The 16,422-nt window shown below is 72.7% G+C and carries 22 protein-coding genes; 14 read left to right on the forward strand and 8 right to left on the reverse strand.

The features are described from left to right. Together CHB94_RS13355 and serB are read left to right on the forward strand one after the other, a co-directional pair. Positions 1–590 (forward strand): cbb3-type cytochrome c oxidase subunit I (locus CHB94_RS13355; protein WP_176445552.1); only part of this gene is annotated, 590 nt, incomplete at its 5' end. Between the two features lie 199 nt (positions 591–789). Continuing rightward, positions 790–2,070 carry a phosphoserine phosphatase SerB gene (gene serB, locus CHB94_RS13360; protein ID WP_089337169.1) on the forward strand — a complete coding sequence of 427 codons (1,281 nt, stop codon included), beginning with the start codon at positions 790–792 and terminating at the stop codon, positions 2,068–2,070. Between the two features lie 126 nt (positions 2,071–2,196). On the opposite strand, the gene CHB94_RS13365 is transcribed toward serB, so the two are convergent. Both CHB94_RS13365 and CHB94_RS13370 read right to left on the reverse strand, forming a co-directional pair. Continuing rightward, a complete protein-coding gene (locus CHB94_RS13365; protein WP_089337068.1) occupies positions 2,197–2,769 on the reverse strand; it encodes an isochorismatase family protein in 573 nt (190 codons plus the stop codon). A gap of 13 nt (positions 2,770–2,782) precedes the next feature. Continuing rightward, complete coding sequence (locus CHB94_RS13370) at positions 2,783–4,090, reverse strand: nicotinate phosphoribosyltransferase (RefSeq protein ID WP_089337069.1); 1,308 nt, start codon at positions 4,088–4,090, stop codon at positions 2,783–2,785. Positions 4,091–4,149: 59 nt separating this feature from the next. On the opposite strand from CHB94_RS13370, the gene clpS reads away from it, so the two are divergent. Both clpS and CHB94_RS13380 read left to right on the forward strand, forming a co-directional pair. Further along, on the forward strand, positions 4,150–4,446 hold the full coding sequence (gene clpS, locus CHB94_RS13375; protein WP_089337070.1) for an ATP-dependent Clp protease adapter ClpS: 297 nt from the start codon (positions 4,150–4,152) through the stop codon (positions 4,444–4,446). Positions 4,447–4,501: 55 nt separating this feature from the next. After that, the gene (locus CHB94_RS13380) at positions 4,502–5,002 is read left to right on the forward strand and encodes a DUF2017 family protein (RefSeq protein WP_089337071.1); all 501 of its coding nucleotides are present in this window, start codon (positions 4,502–4,504) and stop codon (positions 5,000–5,002) included. On the opposite strand, the gene CHB94_RS13385 is transcribed toward CHB94_RS13380, so the two are convergent. Continuing rightward, complete coding sequence (locus tag CHB94_RS13385) at positions 4,941–5,294, reverse strand: hypothetical protein (RefSeq protein ID WP_089337072.1); 354 nt, start codon at positions 5,292–5,294, stop codon at positions 4,941–4,943. The two genes, CHB94_RS13380 and CHB94_RS13385, sit on opposite strands and share 62 nt — an antisense overlap. 101 nt (positions 5,295–5,395) lie before the next feature. On the opposite strand from CHB94_RS13385, the gene CHB94_RS13390 reads away from it, so the two are divergent. From CHB94_RS13390 to CHB94_RS13420, 7 genes are all read left to right on the forward strand, one after another. Continuing rightward, positions 5,396–5,881, forward strand: coding sequence for a M67 family metallopeptidase (locus tag CHB94_RS13390; protein ID WP_089337073.1), 486 nt, complete (start codon positions 5,396–5,398; stop codon positions 5,879–5,881). A gap of 215 nt (positions 5,882–6,096) precedes the next feature. Beyond that, positions 6,097–6,375, forward strand: a complete 279-nt coding sequence (locus CHB94_RS13395; RefSeq protein ID WP_089337074.1) for a ubiquitin-like small modifier protein 1 — start codon at positions 6,097–6,099, stop codon at positions 6,373–6,375. Between the two features lie 38 nt (positions 6,376–6,413). Further along, the gene (locus CHB94_RS13400) at positions 6,414–7,364 is read left to right on the forward strand and encodes a PLP-dependent cysteine synthase family protein (RefSeq protein WP_089337075.1); all 951 of its coding nucleotides are present in this window, start codon (positions 6,414–6,416) and stop codon (positions 7,362–7,364) included. Between the two features lie 148 nt (positions 7,365–7,512). Beyond that, positions 7,513–7,746, forward strand: a complete 234-nt coding sequence (locus tag CHB94_RS13405) for a hypothetical protein (RefSeq protein WP_089337076.1) — start codon at positions 7,513–7,515, stop codon at positions 7,744–7,746. 486 nt (positions 7,747–8,232) lie between these two features. After that, the gene (locus CHB94_RS13410) at positions 8,233–8,973 is read left to right on the forward strand and encodes an MBL fold metallo-hydrolase (RefSeq protein WP_089337077.1); all 741 of its coding nucleotides are present in this window, start codon (positions 8,233–8,235) and stop codon (positions 8,971–8,973) included. A gap of 10 nt (positions 8,974–8,983) precedes the next feature. Next, the gene (locus tag CHB94_RS13415) at positions 8,984–9,940 is read left to right on the forward strand and encodes a DNA polymerase domain-containing protein (RefSeq protein WP_089337078.1); all 957 of its coding nucleotides are present in this window, start codon (positions 8,984–8,986) and stop codon (positions 9,938–9,940) included. A gap of 77 nt (positions 9,941–10,017) precedes the next feature. After that, positions 10,018–10,503 (forward strand): DUF4262 domain-containing protein, encoded by a 486-nt coding sequence (locus CHB94_RS13420; protein ID WP_089337170.1) that lies wholly within the window; start codon positions 10,018–10,020, stop codon positions 10,501–10,503. 78 nt (positions 10,504–10,581) lie between these two features. On the opposite strand, the gene bcp is transcribed toward CHB94_RS13420, so the two are convergent. Together bcp and CHB94_RS13430 are read right to left on the reverse strand one after the other, a co-directional pair. Continuing rightward, positions 10,582–11,082: a thioredoxin-dependent thiol peroxidase gene (gene bcp / locus CHB94_RS13425; RefSeq protein ID WP_089337079.1), complete on the reverse strand. Its 501-nt coding sequence runs from the start codon at positions 11,080–11,082 to the stop codon at positions 10,582–10,584. Positions 11,083–11,139: 57 nt separating this feature from the next. After that, positions 11,140–11,544 carry a YjbQ family protein gene (locus tag CHB94_RS13430; protein WP_089337171.1) on the reverse strand — a complete coding sequence of 135 codons (405 nt, stop codon included), beginning with the start codon at positions 11,542–11,544 and terminating at the stop codon, positions 11,140–11,142. A 77-nt stretch (positions 11,545–11,621) separates the two neighbouring features. Between CHB94_RS13430 and rph the strand changes: the two genes are divergently transcribed. Next, on the forward strand, positions 11,622–12,344 hold the full coding sequence (gene rph / locus CHB94_RS13435; protein ID WP_089337080.1) for a ribonuclease PH: 723 nt from the start codon (positions 11,622–11,624) through the stop codon (positions 12,342–12,344). Continuing rightward, entirely contained in the window at positions 12,341–12,952 is a 612-nt protein-coding gene (rdgB, locus tag CHB94_RS13440) for an RdgB/HAM1 family non-canonical purine NTP pyrophosphatase (RefSeq protein WP_089337081.1), read from the forward strand. The genes rph and rdgB overlap by 4 nt, the downstream gene beginning before the upstream one ends. Positions 12,953–12,954: 2 nt before the next feature. On the opposite strand, the gene CHB94_RS13445 is transcribed toward rdgB, so the two are convergent. After that, complete coding sequence (locus CHB94_RS13445; protein WP_141137493.1) at positions 12,955–13,209, reverse strand: hypothetical protein; 255 nt, start codon at positions 13,207–13,209, stop codon at positions 12,955–12,957. An 82-nt stretch (positions 13,210–13,291) separates the two neighbouring features. Then, the gene (locus tag CHB94_RS13450) at positions 13,292–13,903 is read right to left on the reverse strand and encodes a class I SAM-dependent methyltransferase (protein ID WP_089337083.1); all 612 of its coding nucleotides are present in this window, start codon (positions 13,901–13,903) and stop codon (positions 13,292–13,294) included. 79 nt (positions 13,904–13,982) lie between these two features. On the opposite strand from CHB94_RS13450, the gene CHB94_RS13455 reads away from it, so the two are divergent. Continuing rightward, positions 13,983–14,903, forward strand: a complete 921-nt coding sequence (locus CHB94_RS13455; protein WP_089337084.1) for a DUF6910 family protein — start codon at positions 13,983–13,985, stop codon at positions 14,901–14,903. Between the two features lie 107 nt (positions 14,904–15,010). Here the strand turns inward: CHB94_RS13455 and CHB94_RS13460 are convergent, their stop codons facing one another. After that, positions 15,011–16,354, reverse strand: coding sequence for an FUSC family protein (locus tag CHB94_RS13460; RefSeq protein WP_089337085.1), 1,344 nt, complete (start codon positions 16,352–16,354; stop codon positions 15,011–15,013). Between the last annotated feature and the right edge of the window lie 68 nt (positions 16,355–16,422).

A 16,422-nucleotide genomic window follows, 5' to 3' on the forward strand; every position in this document is an offset into this window, starting at 1 on the left:
TCGTCGCCCACTTCCACTACGTCGTCTTCGGCACCGTGGTGTTCGCCGCCTACGCCGGCATCTACTTCTGGTTCCCCAAGATGTGTGGCCGGATGATGGACGAGCGGATCGGCAAGCTGCACTTCTGGCTGACCTTCATCGGCTTCCACACCACGTTCCTGGTGCAGCACTGGCTCGGCGGTGAGGGCATGCCGCGCCGCTACGTGGACTACCTGGCCACCGACTCGTTCACCGCGCTGAACATGGTGTCCACGATCGGGTCCTTCATCCTCGGCGCGTCCGCCATCCCGTTCTTCTACAACGTGGTGCGGTCGTGGAAGTACGGCGAGCTGGCGCTGCGTGACGACCCCTGGGGCCACGGCAACTCGCTGGAGTGGGCGACCTCCTCGCCGCCGCCGCGGCACAACTTCGTCGAGATCCCCAAGATCCGCTCCGAGCGCCCGGCGTTCGAGGCGCACTACCCGCACCTCCTTAAGCGGCTCCAGGACGAGGCCCACGCCGGCAAGCGGCACAAGCCGTACGGCGGCGTCAGCGAGCTGGTCGGCGGTACCGGCCCACGTCAGGGCCCGAACGACCCCGACCCCACCTGAGCGCCCCGCGCGACTCCACGGACGCCCCGTCGGCCTACTCGGCCGGCGGGGCGTCCGTCGTCGGCGGTGTCGCGTCGCGGGCCGGAGCCCGCTCCTGCGCACACGGGGCTTCCCGAACCCCCGGGGAGCGGTGCTGCGCGTGGCGGGCGTCCCGGGGGCAGCGAGGGGGCGGTCCGGAGCGGTGCGGCACGATGACGGCGTGCCGCTCGATCCGACGCCCCGCCCCCCGACGGTTCCGCCGACGGAGGCGCCCCGGGCCCTGCTGACCGTCAGCGGGGCCGACCGGCCCGGGGTGACGGCGCGGCTCTTCTCCGCCCTCGCCGCCCCGGGCGACGGCGCACCCGCCGTCGAGGTGCTCGACGTGGAGCAGGTGGTCGTGCACGGACACCTCGTCCTGGGGGTCGTCGTCGGGGCGCGGGCCGGCGGCGACGGTCCGGCTGCCGAGGAGACGGCGCTCCTGAGCTTCCTGTCCGGGGTGGCCGGCGACGTCTCCGCGGCCATGGGGGTCACCGTCGAGGTCGAGTCCGCGTCGGAGCCGCACCGCGCGTCCACGGTCGGCCGCCCGCACCACGTGATCGTGCTCGGCCGCCCGGTCCCGCCGGACGCCGTCGCCGGTGCCGCCCGGGCGATCGCGGGGATCGGCGGCAACATCGACGCCATCCGGCGGCTGTCCGACTATCCGGTGACCAGCTTCGAACTCACCGTCTCGGGCGCCGAGGCGACCCGGCTGCGCACGGAGCTGGCCTCGGTGGCCGCCGCCACCGGCGCCGACATCGCCGTCGAGCAGGTGGGCCTGGCCCGCCGCAGCAAGCGGCTGATCGTCCTGGACGTCGACTCCACCCTCGTCCGTGGGGAGGTCATCGACGAGCTCGCCGCGCGGGCCGGCCGGGCCGCCGAGGTCGCCCGCATCACCGCGGCGGCGATGAACGGCGAGCTGGACTTCGCCGAGTCGCTGCGGGCCCGCGTCGCCGTCCTCGCCGGCCTCCCCGCCGAGGTCCTCGACGAGGTGCGCGAGGCGCTGGTCCTCACCCCCGGCGCGCGGACCCTCATCCGCACGCTCCAGCGTCTGGGGTTCCGCTGCGGCATCGTCAGCGGTGGCTTCACCCAGATCACCGATCCCCTGGCCGAGACGCTCGGGCTGGACTTCTCCGCCGCCAACACCCTCGAAGTGGTCGACGGCGAGCTCACCGGTCGGCTGGTGGGGGACATCGTCGACCGGCCGGGCAAGGCCCGCGCGCTGGCCCGGTTCGCCGAGCAGTACGGGATCCCGCTGGAGCAGACTGTCGCGGTCGGCGACGGAGCCAACGATCTCGACATGCTCAACACCGCGGGCCTGGGGATCGCCTTCAACGCCAAGCCGTTCGTCCGCGAGCAGGCGCACACGGCGCTCAACCAGCCCTATCTCGACGCGGTGCTGCAGGTGCTCGGCTTCACGAGGGACGAGGTCCTCGACGCGATACCCGCGTCATCCTCCGGATGACACCGCGGTGTGATCTGTCGTCCTCCGGACGACACCGCGGCCAATTGCCGTCCCGTGGTGCCTGGAGCCGCTGAGTCACGCCTGCGCGGAACCCTCCGGGTCCCACTCGGCGTGACAGCTCCGGTCTCAGCCCTGGCGGACCGCTCCCTGGAGTTCGACGCCGGCCATCTTCAGCTCCTCGATCGCGGCGTCGGTCGTCCCGTCGGTCACCCCGGCGGTGAGGTGCAGCAACACGCGGGTCGCGAAGCCGTTGCCGACCGCGTCCAGGGCCGTCGCCCGGACGCAGTGGTCGGTCGCGATGCCGACGACGTCGACGGCGTCCACGCCGCGCTCGCGCAGCCAGTCGGCCAGCGGCACGTCACCGGCCCGGCCCTCGAACCCGGAGTAGGCGGCGGCGTGCTCACCCTTGTCGAAGACCGCCTCGATCGGCTCGCGGTCCAGCGCCGGGTGCAGCTCGACGCCCTCCGTGCCGACCACGCAGTGCGCGGGCCACGTCTCCAGGAAGTCCGGGTGTTCGGCGAAATGGCCCCCCGGATCGATGTGGTGATCCCGGGTCGCGACCACGTGGGCGTAGTCCCCGGCCGCCGTCCGGACGTGTTCGGTGACGGCCGCGGCCACCGCCGCCCCACCGGCGACGGCGAGGCTCCCGCCCTCGCAGAAGTCGTTCTGCACGTCGACGACCACCAGCGCCCGTGTCATGACCCCTCCTCGATCAGACGTTCACCGTCTCCAACGCGCATTCCCCGCGGGACAGTGCCCAGGCCTCCTGAGGAAGTGCTCGCCGTGCCTGCTCGTGGTGGGCCCGGGCCCGCCGCAGTGCCTCCGCCGGCGTCACGTCGTCGCAGACGACGCCGGCCTGCACCAGCGGGACGACGAGGTCCCGGTCGCCGTCCCGGGGCGCGATGGGGTCACTGCTCACCACCTCGGCCACTGCGATGCCGTCGGCGTCGTGCCGGCGGACGGCGTGCTTCCGCCCGCCGACCGACACCTTGTCCTTCGACTTCTTGGCCACGGGCACGCCGTCGCGCTCGACCAGCTTGTAGACCATCCCCGCGGTCGGTGCGCCCGATCCGGTCACCAGCGAGGTGCCCACGCCGTAGCCGTCGACGGGGGCGGCCATGAGGCCGGAGATGGCGTACTCGTCGAGGTCGCTGGTGACGATGATCCGGGTCCTGGTGGCCCCGAGGGAGTCGAGCAGCTCGCGGGCGTGCGTGGCCAGCGTGGGCAGGTCACCGGAATCCAGGCGGATGGCGCCGAGCCCGGGTCCGGCCACCTCGACCGCGGCCCGGATGCCGTCGTCGATGTCGTAGGTGTCCACGAGCAGCGTCGTCCCGGGCCCGAGGGTGTCGACCTGGGCCTGGAAGGCCGAGCGTTCGTCGTCGTGCAGCAGCGTGAAGGCGTGTGCGCTGGTCCCTGTCGTCGGGACGCCGTAGCGCCGTCCGGCCTCCAGGTTCGAGCTGGACGCGAACCCGACCATGTGCGCGGCACGCGCCGCGGCGACGGCGGCCTCCTCGTGCGTGCGCCGTGACCCCATCTCGATGCACGGCCGCTCGCAGGCGGCGGCCACCATGCGGGCGGCGGCCGAGGCGATGGCGCTGTCGTGGTTGAGCACCGACAGGGCGAGGGTCTCGAGGAGAACGCCTTCCGCGAACGGCGCGCGCACGGTGAGGACCGGTGAACCGGGGAAGTACAGGTCGCCCTCGGCGTATCCCGCGATGTCACCCGAGAACCGGTAACCGGCCAGCCAGTCGAGGAGACGTTCGTCGGTCAGGCCCTGCTCGCGCAGGGCGGTCAGCTCGGTGTCCCCGAACCGGAAGTGCGGCAGCGCCTCCAGCAGCCGGCCCGTGCCGGCGAGGACGCCGTACCGGCGGCCGAAGGGCAGGCGGCGGGCGAACACCTCGAAGACGCAGTCGCGATCGGCGGTGCCGTCGGCGAGGGCGGCGGCGACCATCGTGAGCTCGTAGCGATCGGTGAACAGCCCTGGGGCCGGTGGGGGAGCGTGCCCGGTGTCCGCAGCCATGATCGGGAAGCGTAGGCGGGCCCGGTCACGGGGGCAGATCGGCGTCCTAAGGTGGAGCCGTGGCCGGACCGCTCGCTCCGACTCGGACTCCCGAGCAGACGGAAGAGGAACTCGGCGACCTCGACCGTCCGTGGGTGACGATCGTGTGGAACGACCCGGTCAACCTGATGACCTACGTGACCTTCGTGCTGCAGGACCTGTTCGGCTACGACGAGCCCACGGCCACGGCGCTGATGCTGCAGGTCCACCACGAGGGCAAGGCGATCGTCAGCTCCGGTCCACGGGAGCGGATGGAACACGACACCAGCCGGCTGCACGCCTACGGGCTGTGGGCCAGCTTCCAGCGGGACACCTGAGCGTGCGAGCTCACGCGTGGGCGATGCCGCCGGCGAGCACCGGCGAGGAGGTGGCATGAAGCCGTTCCGATCCAGCCGTGGGGGCGACATCGTCGCGCGCCTGGAACCGGCAGAGGCGAGCATCGTCGGTCTGCTCCTGGACCAGCTGGAGCAGCTGCTGGCGGCCGACGCCGACGACGTGGGTGACGACCCGGTGCTCGTGCGGCTGATCCCGGACGGACACCGCGGCGATCCCGAGCTGGCCGCGGACTACCGAAAGCTGACCGAGGCCTCGCTGCGCAGCGGCAAGGCCGAGGATCTCGCGACGGTGCGCGCCACCCTGCCCGACGGCGGGGGAGAGGTACGGCTGGACTCCGACCAGGCGGCGGCCTGGCTGCGCAGTACCAACGACCTGCGGCTGGCGTTGGGTACCCGGCTCGACATCGGCGAGGACACCGAACCGCCGGAGGAGATCACCGGCGAGGAGGACCAGCAGCTGGCGGTCTACTACTGGCTCACCGCGCTGCAGGGGTCACTCGTCGACGCACTGGTCGCCGGACGCGCCGCCCGAAGCTGAACACGATGAGCAGTGCCAGCAGCACGTCGAGACCGAAGAAGACGTACACCATCCCGTGCAGCGGGACCCCGACGACGGCTGCCCCCACGGTCGAGACGAGGACGACGACCGAGAGCGCGAGGACCAGCACCAGGGCGAGCGTGCGGAGGGCGACGACCAGGATGTAGGACGCCCGGTCGGCCGGCTCGTCGGGGCTGTAACCGGGACGCTTCGGCAGGCCGCGTACGCCCAGGACCAGCGCGGGGACGGGGAACAGCATCACCGCCGCCGCGACGAGAAGCTCCACCAGCACGTTACGGACCGTATCGGGTTCGGTGTGGCCATCTGACCGCCACCCGATGCCGCTCGGGGGCGCGGACCGAGGCGCCGGACAGCGCCACCTAGACTGCCGGTGTGCTGCGCATCGACCGCGCGACCTACGACGCCATCGTGGCTCACGCCCGGAAGGACCATCCGGACGAGGCCTGTGGCGTCGTCGCTGGTCCCGAGGGCAGCGACCGGCCCGAGCGGTTCATCCCGATGCTCAACGCGGCGCGGTCGCCCACGTTCTACGAGTTCGACTCCGGTGACCTGCTGCGGCTGTACCGGGAGATGGACGACCGGGACGAATGGCCGGTCGTCGTGTACCACTCGCACACCGCCACCGAGGCCTACCCTTCGCGGACCGACGTCGGCTACGCCTCCGGTCCCGCCGCCGACCCCCGCACCCACTACGTGCTCGTGTCGACGCGCCACCACGGGCACGAGACCGGCCTGGTGGACGACGAGGTCGAGTTCCGCAGCTTCCGCATCGTCGGCGGAGAGGTGAGCGAGGAAGAGGTCGAGGTCGTCGAGTCCTACCTCTTCGGGCACTCGCCGACCACCGTCGTCTACGACTGAAGAAGGACCCTCCTGCTCCCACCGTGGAAGGACCCCGTCCCTCTCACCCCTCGCACGCTCGGGGCGAGCCTCCGGACGGAGCCAGCGGCGGACCCTGCAGGAGGGCCACCCGCCGTCCGGAATCCCCGACGGCGACCGGGCGTTGGCCCGCTCAGACGCACGATCGCTGCCTGCGCAGCGCCCTTGACATCCCAGTTCGCGAGGAGAGACACGCCATGGCCATCGAGGTCCGGATCCCGACCATCCTGCGCACCCACACCGGCGGCAACAAGACCGTCGAGGGCAGCGGCGCCACGCTCGGCGCGCTCGTCGACGACCTGGACAGCAAGCACCCGGGCCTGAAGAACCGCCTCGTCACCGAGGAGGGCAAGCTGCACCGCTTCGTGAACGTGTACGTCAACGACGAGGACGTCCGCTTCACCGGTGCGCTGGACACCGAGGTCAAGGACGGCGACTCGGTCACGATCCTCCCGGCGGTCGCCGGCGGCTGCTGAGCCCCACCGATCCTCGTCCCCGTCCCGGAGGAGCTCTGATGGCCCGCTTCGCCTCCCTCGTCGACTCGCTCGGCGGCACCCCGCTCGTGGGGCTGCCCAACCTGTCGCCGACCCTCGACGTCCGGCTGTGGGCGAAGCTCGAGGACCACAACCCCACCGGGTCGATCAAGGACCGCGCGGCCATCGCGATGATCGAGGCGGCGGAGAAGGACGGCTCACTCCACCCCGGCGCCACGATCCTGGAGCCGACCAGCGGCAACACCGGCATCTCGCTGGCCATGGTCGCCAAGCAGCGCGGCTACAAGCTGGTCTGCGTCATGCCGGAGAACACCTCCGTCGAGCGGCGCCAACTTCTGGAGATGTTCGGCGCGCGGATCATCTTCTCGCCGGCGGCGGGGGGGTCGAACCAGGCCGTCGCCGTCGCCAAGGGGCTCGCGGCAGAGCACGAGGACTGGGTGATGCTGTACCAGTACGGCAACCCGGCCAACGCCCAGGCGCACTACGACGGCACCGGCCCTGAGATCCTCGCGGACCTGCCGTCGATCACGCACTTCGTCGCCGGGCTGGGGACGACGGGCACGCTCATGGGCGTCTCGCGCTACCTGCGCGAGCAGAAGCCCGGAGTGCAGGTCATCGCGGCGGAGCCGCGCTACGGCGAACTCGTCTACGGGCTCCGCAACATCGACGAGGGATTCATCCCCGAGCTCTACGACCCCTCGCTGCTGGACTCCCGCTTCTCGGTGGGGCCCGAGGACGCCATCCACCGCACCCGCCAGCTCGTGGAGCGCGAGGGCATCTTCGCCGGGATCTCGACGGGCGCGATCCTGCACGCCGCGCTCGGCATCGCCGACAAGGAGGTCGCCGCCGGCCGGCACGCCGACATCGTGTTCATCGTGTGCGACGGCGGCTGGAAGTACCTCTCCACCGGCGCCTACGGCGGTTCCCTGGAGGAGGCCACCTCCTCCCTGGAGGGCCAGCTCTGGGCCTGACGGGGGTCCTGCGGCCAGGTCCGGGCGCAACGGTCTGGCGTGCGTCGCCCGGATGCGCTGGACTGACCGGCGCCGGTGCGCACGGGGCGGTTCCTGGGTCGCCGGAGCACCGGCGCACAGGTCACCGTCGTCAGCGAGGAGCAGCCGCATGACCACCACCGGCGAAACGGGCAACGTCACCGGCACCAAGGACAAGGACTACAACCTTCTCTGGTTCACCGAGACCTGCCTCAGCAACGCATTGCGCCTGGAGACCTACATCCAGGACGCCGAGCGCGATGGGGACAGCGAACTGGCCGAACTCTTCCGTCGCGCCCAGACGGAGAGCCGCAAGGGTGGTGAGCAGGGCAAGCAGCTGCTCCGCAGCCGAATGTCTGGCTGACCTTCACCGTCGGCACCCGTGGAAGGCCCTCTCCGAACCCGCCTCTTCGGCTTCTGGTGAGGGTGCTCGGGGCACATCGGTGCCTCGGCTCCCGGGGCTCTGACACCGGTCCCCGCCTCGCCACCCGGCGAGGCGGGGACCGCTGCGTTCCGGGGCTCGCGCCCGGGGCTCCGGCGGCAAGCTGGGACCGCGGCGGCATGTGCGTGCTGCGCCGAGGGGGGCGGCGACGTGCCGCCCAGGTCAGCACCGGACGCCGATCAGGCGAACCCGGAGGGGGCCCTCGACGTGCGGAAGGCGCGGCGCGGGGGTCTGTGGCCACTCGTCCTGCGGGGCGTCAGCACCGACGGTTAGCCTGGCGCGCGACATGAGGACGACGGGGGGGCGCGGAGCAGAGGCGCCGATCAGCAACGTCGGCCCGGGCGTCGGTGGGAGCACCGTCGACCGGCCGGTGATGGACGCGCTCTGCGCTGCTCAGGTGGGCGCTGCGTGAAGCTCACCGTCGTCGGGTGCTCGGGCAGCGCTCCGGGCCCGAAGTCCCCGGCCTCCTGCTACCTGGTCGAACATGACGGCTTCCGGCTGCTCCTCGACCTGGGCAGCGGAGCGTTCGGCTCGCTGCTCGGACTGACCGACCCGGCGAGGATCGACGCGATCTTCCTGTCCCATCTGCACGGCGACCACTGCCTCGACGTCGTCCCGTTCGTGGTCTGGCACCGTTACTCGGGGCTGTCGTCGGGTCGGAAGGTGCCGCTGTTCGCCCCGTCCGGTGCCGACCGACGGCTGGCCCTGGCCTACGACGGCGACGGTGCGACGCTGACCGACGTCTTCGATTTCGCGGTCGTCACGCCCGGGAAGTACCGGATCGGCCCGTTCGACGTGGAGACCGCGCGCACCGCCCACCCGGTGGAGTGTCACGCCGTGCGGCTGACCGCGGGTGGCCGGTCCCTGGTCTACACCGGTGACACCGGGCCGTGCGAGCGCGTCGTCGAGCTCGCCCGAGGTGCCGACGTGCTGCTGGCCGAGGCCGCGCACCCGCCAGGCCCCGGCATTCCCCCGGGGCTGCACCTGACCGGCCGGGAGGCGGGGGAGCACGCCGACGCGGCGGGTGTCGGACGGCTGCTGCTCACCCACGTGCCGGCCTGGGTCGACGAGATCGGGCAGCTGTTCGCGGCCAGCGCGGTCTTCTCGGAGACCGAGCTCGTCCGCCACGGCGCGACCTACGAGATCTGAGGACGCGCGCATGGCCGAGGAGGAGCGGGACGGCGTCCGGCTGACCAGCCTCGACCGGCCGCTGGGGGACGCCCTCGGGGTGACCAAGGGCGAGCTCGTCGACTACCTGGACGCCGTCGCCGACCGGCTGGTGCCCCAGCTCGCCGGCCGGCCGCTGTCGATCAAGCGGGTGCGACCCGGGCAGCCGCCGTTCATGCAGCGCAACGTCTCCAAGGGCGCGCCGGACTGGGTCCGCACGGTCGCGGTCTGGTCATGGGGCGCCAACCGGGAGGTGCATCAGGTCCTGTGCGACGACCGGCGGACGCTGCTGTGGCTGGCCAACCAACGGGCGGTCGAGTTCCACGTCCCGTTCGTCCGCGCCGGGGAGGACCAGCCCACCGGCATCGTGCTCGACCTCGATCCGCCCGAGGACACCGACTTCGCCGTCGTCGTGCAGGCTGCCCAGCTGGTGCGGCACGCTCTGGACGACCTCGGCCTGGCGGGGGCGGTGAAGACCAGCGGATCCAAGGGCGTGCACGTCGTCGTCCCGGTGCGGGGCGCCGGCCCCGAGGACGCCGCGGCAGCGACCCGCGCGCTGGCCGCCCGCGCCGAGCGGCTGGACCCCGAGCTGGCCACCACCGCGTACATCAAGGAGGACCGGCACGGGCGGGTCTTCCTCGACTCCACCCGGGCCGGGCAGGGGACGATCGTGGCCGTTTACAGCCCGCGCATCCGCCCGGGGCTGCCGGTGTCGGCACCGGTGAGCTGGACGGAGCTGGCCGAGGTGCGTCCCGGCGACATCACCGTGACGACGGCAGCGGACGCCCTCGGCACGGGCGATCCCTGGGCGGCTCTCCTGCCGGAGCCGCAGCGGTTGCCGGCGGAGCTGATCGCGGAGGGACACACCATCCCGGTCGCCCGGGTGCAGGCCATGCACGAGGGCAAACGGCGAAAGCGGGCCGAGCGGGACGCCGCGGGCGGCGACTGATCCACCGGTCGCGCCGCTGTCCACAGACCCATGCGTGGACGCCGGCCGTGTCGGTCCTCCGGCGCACGCTGTTCCGCATGACGAGCGACCCGCGCACCCTCGCCTGGCTGGACCAGGAAGACGCCCACCTCGCCCGGACCATCAGGGCCCACCGGTGTGCGGTGCAGTACGTCGGTGCAGGGGAGGGGCCCGGTGAGCCGGCGTTCGGCTACACGATCGGGCTCTACGGGCTCGGGCACCCGGAGCTGGTCGTGGTCGGCCTCAGCGCCGAGACCACCCACGGCATCCTCGGCCGGGTCGCCGGCATGGTGGCCGACGGCCGCGACCTGCTGATCGGTGAGCTGCTGACGTGGCCGGAGTGGGACGGCCGGCTGGTCTTGGAGCACCTGCCGAACCCCGGTGACGTGGTGCTGGGCGCGAATCGCTTCTACGAGCGGCCGGCGGAGTACTCCGTGCCCGCCTATCAGCTCACCTGGGCGCACACCGGAGCCGTCTTCCCGTGGGACGAGGACTACCCGTGCGGGCCGGAGTGCCAGCCGCGGCCGGGCACCTGGCAGGCGTGAGCCGTCGGAGTCGGAGCCCCGCCGTGCGTGCCCGGGACGGGCCGTGGTGCGCGGCGCGGCGGCGCACCACGGACCCGGTCAGTTGATCCCGAGGTCGCGCATCAGCTTGGCGACGTGGCCGGTCGCCTTGACGTTGTAGGAGGCGCGCTCGATGCGGCCCTCGGCGTCGACGATGAAGGTCGACCGGATCACGCCGACGACCTCCTTGCCGTACAGCTTCTTCGGCCCGTACGCGCCGTAGGCCCGCAGGACCGACTTGTCCGGATCGGAGACGAGCGTGATGCCCAGCTGCTCCTCGTCCCGGAACCGCAGCAGCTTGTCGGGCTCGTCGGGAGAGATGCCGATGATGTCCAGGCCGGCCTGGGCGAGATCTCCGGCGGACGCGGTGAAGTCGACGGCCTGGGTCGTGCAGCCCGGGGTCAGCGCCGCCGGGTAGCAGTAGACGATCACCCGGCGGCCGCGGTAGTCGGCCAACGACACCGGGTTGCCGTCGGCGTCGGGGAGCGTGAAGCCCGGCGCCGGGTCGCCGGGGGACAGGCGCACGGGCGCCGTGGCGGTGCCGCTGTCGGTCTCGGTCATGACCGCATCCTGCCGTGTGCGGCTGACCGGACGGCAGTGGGGGAGCACTTCTCGCCGTCAGCCCGCGAGGAACGAGAACCGGACGTGGCGGGTGTGGTTGTCGACGTTGGTGTCGACCAGGCAGATCCGCTGCCAGGTGCCCAGCTGCATCAGCCCCTCGAGCACCGGCACCGTGGCGTGCGGCGGCACGAACGCCGGCAGCACGTGGTCGCGCCCGTGCCCCGCGCTGCCGTGCCGGTGCCGCCAGCGGTCGTCCCGGGGCAGGAGCTCGTCGAGCTGGGCGAGCAGGTCGTCGTCACTTCCCGAGCCGGTCTCCAGGATGGCGATGCCGGCGGTCGCGTGCGGAACGAAGACGTGCAGCAGCCCGTCGGTCTCCTGTTTCACGAAGTCCGCGCACTCGTCGGTCAGGTCCACCACCACGGGGACGCCGCCGGTCCGGACGGCACGCAGCTCCGATCGCATGCGGTCGATCGTGGCGGCGGGGCCCGATGCGTGCACGGCGGCCGGCCGGGAGATCGTGCCAACTACGCTCGGTTCCCGTGACCCGCCCCGACGGCCGTGCGGCCGACCAGCTCCGTCCGGTGACCATCACCCGTAACTGGCTCGACCACGCGGAAGGCTCCGTGCTCGTCGAGTTCGGCCGCACCCGGGTGCTCTGCGCGGCCAGCGTCACCGAGGGTGTGCCCCGCTGGCGCAAGGGCTCCGGCCTGGGCTGGGTGACCGCCGAGTACTCGATGCTGCCGCGGGCCACGCACACCCGCAGCGACCGGGAGTCGGTCAAGGGCCGCATCGGCGGACGCACCCACGAGATCAGCCGGCTCATCGGCCGCTCCCTGCGCGCCTCGATCGACCTGGCAGCGCTGGGCGAGAACAGCATCGCCATCGACTGCGACGTCCTGCAGGCCGACGGCGGCACCCGGACCGCGGCCATCACCGGCGCCTACGTCGCCCTGGCCGACGCCGTGTCGTGGCTGGGGGAGCGGAAGAAGCTGGCCCGCCCCAAGGCGATCGTGCAGTCCGTGGCGGCGGTGAGCGTCGGCGTCATCGACGGCGAGCCGCGCCTCGACCTCGCCTACGAGGAGGACGTGCGCGCCGGCACCGACATGAACGTCGTCTGCACCGGGGACGGGAACTTCGTGGAGGTGCAGGGCACCGCGGAGGGCGCGGTTTTCGATCGGAAGACCCTCGACGCGCTGCTCGATCTCGCGGTGGCCGGGTGCGGCCAGCTGAGCCGGCTGCAGGCCGACGCGCTCGCGCGATGAGCACGCGGCTCCTCCTGGCGACCCGGAACGCGGGCAAGCTCGCCGAGCTGCGGCGACTGCTGGAGACCGCCGTTCCCGGGGTCCAGGTCGTCGGCCTCCGGGACGTGCCCGACTACCCGGAGGCGCCGGAGACCGGGGCCACCTTCGCGGAGAACGCCCTGCTCAAGGCCCGGGAGGCGGTCCGGTACACCGGGCTGCCGGCGGTCGCGGACGACTCGGGCCTGACCGTCGACGCGCTCAACGGCATGCCCGGCGTGCTGTCCGCCCGCTGGTCCGGCCGGCACGGCGACGACGAGGCGAACACCGCGCTGCTGCTCGGGCAGGTCGCCGACGTCCCCGACGAGCGGCGGGGCGCCGCATTCGTCTGCGCCGCCGCCCTCGTCACCCCCGACGGTGCGGAGCGGGTGATCGAACGCCAGTGGCGTGGGCGGCTGGTGCGGGAGAAGCGCGGCACGAACGGCTTCGGCTACGACCCGGTCTTCGTGCCCGAGGGACTCCAGGTCACCTCGGCGGAACTCTCGCCGGAGGAGAAGGACGCGCGCAGCCACCGGGGGCAGGCGTTCGCCGCCCTGGTGCCGGTCCTCGCCGAGGTGCTCGGCGCCCGCTGAGGTCACCCGGCGTCGGCGAAGCCCAGCCAGGCGAACGGATCCTCGTCGCGCACCGAGTCGAACATCTGACGACTCCACTCCGGCTCGGCGTGCCGGCCGTGGCGGCCCAGGTCCTCGGTCATCGCCGTCTGCGTCTCTGTCTCGCCTGCGCTGTGCCGCCCTCCGGAGGGCACCCGCTGTTCGGCGGGAGGGCTGACGACAGCGGCGCGGGCGATGGCGGCCGGGAGCCACATGCCCGGGGAAGCGGAGCTCGTCATGTCCGGGTGTTCGGACGGCCGTGGCCCGTCCTCAGCCGCGGCCGGTATCACCCATCCGGACGGGTGAGGTGGCGCCCCGGTGTCATGCGGTGGCCCGGCCCTCGTACATGTAGCCCGACACCCTCGGTGCCCGCGGCTCGTACCAGCTCTTCATCCGGGTGACGGTCAGCGGCGAGGTGGCGAGGAAGCCGGCCACGTCGTTGTCCAGCACGCAGCCGGCCACCGCCCGGTTGATCCGGTTCCCCCGCCGCTGCCGGCGGACGACGTCGGCATCCGGGGCCAGGCCGTGCTCCACGAAGTGCAGGCTCCCACCGGGCCGGAGCACCCGCGCCACCTCCGCGAGGGCGGTGCCGGCGTCCGGTACGCCGCACAGGACCCAGGTGCACAGCGCAGCGTCGAAGCGGTCGTCCGGGAACGGCAACGCCTGAGCGTCGTCCCCGGCCACGACCACCGGGATCGGCGACGCGTCCCGTCGCTCCTGCGAGAGCCGCAGCGCCGTGGCCGACGGCTCGACCGCCCACACCCCGGTGACCTCCGGCGGCAGGTACGGCTGGTTCAGCCCCGCGCCGTAGCCGATCTCCAGCACGTCCCCGGTCAGCCCGGCGCACACGCGTGCCCGGACCTCACCGGTGAGGCGGTCGTTCAGTACGAGCTTGTGGAGCCGGGGCCGCACATGACGGCCGTAGATGCCCATCGGCGCAGCATGTCCCGCGGGGGCGGCAGAGGGAACTGCCGGACGCGTGAGCTGTGCCCTCCGAGGGAACAGCGAGCCGATGCGAATCCACGTGGACGACGTCAGGGCGCTGCACTTCGACGACGGGACGCCGGTGACCGCGGCGTCCGGCATCGCGCCGCTCGGAGTCGGGTGGCTGGTCGCGCAGGACGACGCCACCTTCGCGGCCTGGCTGCACGGGGACCACGTCACACCGGTCCGTGTGCTTCCGCCAGTCGAAGGATTCGACCGCTTCAGCGAGGCCGCGGGGACCAAGCGCCTCAAGCCCGATCTCGAGGTCGCGTGCCCGGCCGAGGTCGACGGGGAGCCGGCCGTCGTGCTCCTCGGGTCCGGCTCCACGGCCCGGCGCATGCGGGGTGTGCTGGTGCGGCTCGAGGACGGCGAGCCCGTCGTCCAGCACGGAGGTCTCGAACCTCTCTACGAGCTCGTCGCCCACCGGCTGGGCCTGCCGATGGACCACCTCAACCTGGAGGGCGCGAGCCGGCACGGCGACACGGTGCGGTGGTTCAACCGCGGCAACCTCGCCGCCGGTGTGTCGTCGGGCAGCGTGGACGTGCCCGTGGCGGGACTGGTCGCCGCCCTTCTCGGCCGGGCGCCCGCATCATCGGTCCCGGTGGCGGAGCCGCGGGTCTACGAGCTCGGTGCGGTCGAGGGCGTCGGACTGGCGGTGACCGACGCGATCGCGCTGCGCGACGGGCGAGTGCTGCTCAGCGCCGCCGCGGAGGACAGCCCCAACGCCGTCGACGACGGTCCCGTGGTCGCCACCGCGCTGGCCCTGCTGGACGGCGACGAGGTCCTGGACCTGGCCCCGATCCCGGAGGTCGGCGGACACGTGCACAAGGTGGAGGGGCTGGCTCTGCGGGGTCTCCGCGACGGGGAGGTGCATCTGCTGGCCGTCGTCGACGACGACGACCCCGAGACGCCGTCGGCCTGCATCGAAGTGCGCGTGGACGTGACCTAGGCCTGCAGGCACCAGCGCGCCGCGGTGCCGACGGATCGGCCGCTGTGGCATCGGCCCGCTGAGCTGCGGACCTCCCCGAGTTCGACGATCGGCCGGCGAGCGCCCCATCACTCCTGACGGTGCTCGTCGCTCTCAGCCGGCACGACGGCGGTGCCGCCGGGCGCTGTCCTCGTCCGTCGTCCGGCGACCGCTGTCCGGGCCGGCTTGCGCGTCGCAGTCGTGAGGGCCTGGCGCACCGCCTGGCGCGGACGGGCGGCGAGCGGCGCCGGGCGCCAGGGGGCCAGCGACGGATGGAGGGCGGTGTCGAGCTCCACACGCAGTCGGTCGATGGCCGTCAGGAGCGCGCCGTGCTGCACCCATGCGGCGGGGTCGGCCTGCGGGTCGACCAGGAGCAGGGCGCTCAACTTGTTGCGCCAGGTCTCCAGCGCCTCCAGATGCTTCTCGATGCGGCCGGCTGCGACCTCGGTCACCTCTCCTCTGCAGACGACCGCACCGGTGTCATCGAGGGCAGTGGACAACGCGTCGAGGACGTGGGCGAGGGCCGCCCGGGCCTCGGGGGAGTAGGCCGCTGCCGCCTCCTCCTCGGGCACGAAGAAGGTGCGGTCCAGGAGCGTTCGAGCGAGGTCGCGCAGCACCACCTGGACGTGCTCGAGCGCCGTGAGCGTGCCCCTCAGACGGGGCCGCGCCTCCCGGGCGACGCGGCCACGGGGGTTCAGCCGGGCGCTCTCCTCGGTCCGTGCCAGGTTCCGGTCGGCCCGGGCCACCTCCTCACCGAGCAACCGCGCCTCGGCCAGCTGGGCGAGCGCCGTCTGCCTCGACCACTCGCCGCAGACGGCCTCCGCCAGCGACCTGCTGAACATGGCCATGCGCTGGGTCAGTTCGGCGATGGCCTCGCTCGCGGGCTGGACGTAGAGCGGTGGGGCGATCAGCAGGTTGACCAGCACGGCGACGACCGCCCCGACCAGGGTCTCCACGACGCGGCCCTCGGCTGCGGCCACGGTCCCGACCCCACCCACCGCCAGGATGAGCATCGCGCTGATCGGCACCTCCATGAGGTGGTCCCCGAGCCGCAGCAGCCTCCCCGCCACCAGGGAGATCGCCACGACCAGGCCCAGGCTCCACCAGGTCAGCCCCGTCACCAGCGCGAACAGATAGGCGACCAGCACGCCGGACACGACACTGACGATGCGCTCCCATCCGGCCGTGAACGTCTCGTACATGCTCAGCTGGACGACCAGCAGCGCGGTCAGCGGTGCGAGTACCGGGGAGTCGCTGGTGTTCAACGCGTCGGCCACCGCGAACGCGATCATGGCGGCCAGCACGGTCTTCCCCGTCCGCAGGCCGGCTGCCCGGCCGCGTCGGAAGAGCCGGTTCACGCGGGAGGGCAGGACGTCGAGGACGGCGCTCGGCACCCGCCCGGCGCGGTGGAACCACGACGGCGATCCGGTCATCGGCCCGTGGTGAACCCCATGAGGCAACTCCCGCCGCTCGCCGGTCCGGTCGCACAGGCACCGGCCCC

The sequence above is a fragment of the Blastococcus mobilis genome (genome assembly GCF_900188025.1).
Taxonomy (GTDB): Bacteria; Actinomycetota; Actinomycetes; order Mycobacteriales; family Geodermatophilaceae; genus Blastococcus_B; species Blastococcus_B mobilis.

What these genes read in the sequence shown, in the direction of transcription:
- CHB94_RS13365 (WP_089337068.1), bottom strand. Translation starts at nt 2,769, where the DNA reads ATGACACGGGCGCTGGTGGTCGTCGACGTGCAGAACGACTTCTGCGAG.
- CHB94_RS13370 (WP_089337069.1), bottom strand. Translation starts at nt 4,090, where the DNA reads ATGGCTGCGGACACCGGGCACGCTCCCCCACCGGCCCCAGGGCTGTTC.
- CHB94_RS13380 (WP_089337071.1), top strand. Translation starts at nt 4,502, where the DNA reads ATGAAGCCGTTCCGATCCAGCCGTGGGGGCGACATCGTCGCGCGCCTG.
- CHB94_RS13395 (WP_089337074.1), top strand. Translation starts at nt 6,097, where the DNA reads ATGGCCATCGAGGTCCGGATCCCGACCATCCTGCGCACCCACACCGGC.
- CHB94_RS13400 (WP_089337075.1), top strand. Translation starts at nt 6,414, where the DNA reads ATGGCCCGCTTCGCCTCCCTCGTCGACTCGCTCGGCGGCACCCCGCTC.
- CHB94_RS13405 (WP_089337076.1), top strand. Translation starts at nt 7,513, where the DNA reads ATGACCACCACCGGCGAAACGGGCAACGTCACCGGCACCAAGGACAAG.
- CHB94_RS13415 (WP_089337078.1), top strand. Translation starts at nt 8,984, where the DNA reads ATGGCCGAGGAGGAGCGGGACGGCGTCCGGCTGACCAGCCTCGACCGG.
- CHB94_RS13420 (WP_089337170.1), top strand. Translation starts at nt 10,018, where the DNA reads ATGACGAGCGACCCGCGCACCCTCGCCTGGCTGGACCAGGAAGACGCC.
- bcp (WP_089337079.1), bottom strand. Translation starts at nt 11,082, where the DNA reads ATGACCGAGACCGACAGCGGCACCGCCACGGCGCCCGTGCGCCTGTCC.
- CHB94_RS13430 (WP_089337171.1), bottom strand. Translation starts at nt 11,544, where the DNA reads ATGCGATCGGAGCTGCGTGCCGTCCGGACCGGCGGCGTCCCCGTGGTG.
- rdgB (WP_089337081.1), top strand. Translation starts at nt 12,341, where the DNA reads ATGAGCACGCGGCTCCTCCTGGCGACCCGGAACGCGGGCAAGCTCGCC.
- CHB94_RS13445 (WP_141137493.1), bottom strand. Translation starts at nt 13,209, where the DNA reads ATGACGAGCTCCGCTTCCCCGGGCATGTGGCTCCCGGCCGCCATCGCC.
- CHB94_RS13450 (WP_089337083.1), bottom strand. Translation starts at nt 13,903, where the DNA reads ATGGGCATCTACGGCCGTCATGTGCGGCCCCGGCTCCACAAGCTCGTA.
- CHB94_RS13455 (WP_089337084.1), top strand. Translation starts at nt 13,983, where the DNA reads ATGCGAATCCACGTGGACGACGTCAGGGCGCTGCACTTCGACGACGGG.
- CHB94_RS13460 (WP_089337085.1), bottom strand. Translation starts at nt 16,354, where the DNA reads ATGACCGGATCGCCGTCGTGGTTCCACCGCGCCGGGCGGGTGCCGAGC.